1 protein-coding gene and 1 pseudogene are annotated in these 1681 nt (G+C 62.5%); both read left to right on the forward strand.

What is annotated here, in order from left to right; genetic code table 11:
• Positions 1-864, forward strand: a pseudogene (locus V0R59_RS31670) (thiamine pyrophosphate-dependent enzyme); the annotation flags it as partial.
• On the forward strand, positions 855-1681 hold an 827-nt coding region (locus V0R59_RS31675; RefSeq protein ID WP_330105863.1), incomplete at its 3' end, for an immunoglobulin-like domain-containing protein. The pseudogene V0R59_RS31670 and the gene V0R59_RS31675, both read left to right, overlap by 10 nt.

A 1681-nucleotide genomic window follows, 5' to 3' on the forward strand; every position in this document is an offset into this window, starting at 1 on the left:
ATCGGCGCCGGCGCCAACCGCAAGATGACCGCCAAGGTCCTCGAACAACTGATCGAGAAGACCGGCATCCCGTTCGTCACCACCCAGCTCGGCAAGGGCGTGGTCGACGAGCGCAACCCGCGTTTCCTCGGCAACGCCGCGCTGTCCTCCGGTGACTTCGTCCACCGTGCGGTCGAGGCTGCCGACCTGATCATCAACATCGGCCACGACGTGATCGAGAAGCCGCCGTTCTTCATGGTCCGCGGCGGCACCGAAGTCATCCATATCAACTTCCGCTCTGCCGAAGTCGATGCCGTGTACTTCCCGCAGATCGAAGTGATCGGCGACATCGCCAACGCCGTGTGGCAGATCGGCGAAGGCCTGGGCGACGTGTCGCACTGGGACTTCACCCGCCTGATGGCGATCCGCGAGGCCAACGAAGCGCAGATCGCCGAAGGCAAGGACGACGACCGCTTCCCGGTCTACCCGCAGCGCCTGGTCGCCGATATCCGTCGCGCCCTGCCGTCCGAAGGCATCGTGGCCCTGGACAACGGCATCTACAAGATCTGGTTCGCCCGCAACTACAAGGCGCACAAGCCCAACACCGTACTGCTGGACAACGCCCTGGCGACCATGGGCGCGGGCCTGCCGTCGGCCATGGCCTCGCACCTGGTCTATCCGGACCGTCCGGTGATCGCGGTGTGTGGCGATGGCGGCTTCATGATGAACAGCCAGGAACTGGAAACCGCCGTGCGCCTGAACATGCACGTCACCGTGGTGATCCTGCGTGACGACGGCTACGGCATGATCCGCTGGAAGCAGGCGAACATGGGCTTCACCGATTTCGGCCTGGACTACGGCAACCCGGACTTTATGTGGATGGCGGCAATGTCAGCGTCACCATCACCGGCACCACCGGTGGTGACTTCGAGCACCTGGAAGTCAGCCCGACTGCAGCCGTAACCGCAGTTACCGACAGCATCGATACCAGCACCGTAACGCTGACCGCCACTGCCTCGGCGGTCGAAGGTGGCGTGGTTACTTACGTCGCTTCGGTTACCTCGCCAGTTACCGGTACTCCGCTGGTCATCAGCCTCGCCAACGGTCAGTCGATCACTATCCCGGTCAACGCTTCCAGCGGTTCGGTGGACTTCATTGCTCCGAATAACGTGTTGAACACCAACACCCCGCTGACCAACAGCATCACCGGTGTGACGGGTGGCAACTACGAACACCTTGAAACCGCCGGCACGCCGACCACCGTTGTGACCGATGACCCGGCCCGTCTGGACACCACCGGCCTGACCCTGTCGGCCTCCGGTACGGTGCAGGAAGGCGGCGAGATCACCTATACCGCTCGCCTGACCAACCCGACCGGCACGGAGATGAAGATTTCGCTGAGCAACGGCGAGACCATCACCATTGGCAAGGGTTTAAGCGAAGGTTCCATCACCTTCCCCGCGCCGCAGAACACCGTCTATGTAGATGGCGGCAACGTCAGTGTCACTATCACCGGCACCACCGGTGGTGATTTCGAACACCTCGAAGTCAGCCCAACCGCGGCCGTTACCGCTGTGACGGATTCGATTGATACGTCGACTGTCACCCTGACCGCTACCGCGAGCGCTGTTGAAGGCGGCGTGGTCACTTACGTTGCTTCGGTTACCTCGCCAGTCACCGGTACTCCGCTGGTCATCAGCCT

Source organism: Pseudomonas ulcerans, assembly GCF_036324125.1.
Classification (GTDB): domain Bacteria; phylum Pseudomonadota; class Gammaproteobacteria; order Pseudomonadales; family Pseudomonadaceae; genus Aquipseudomonas; species Aquipseudomonas ulcerans.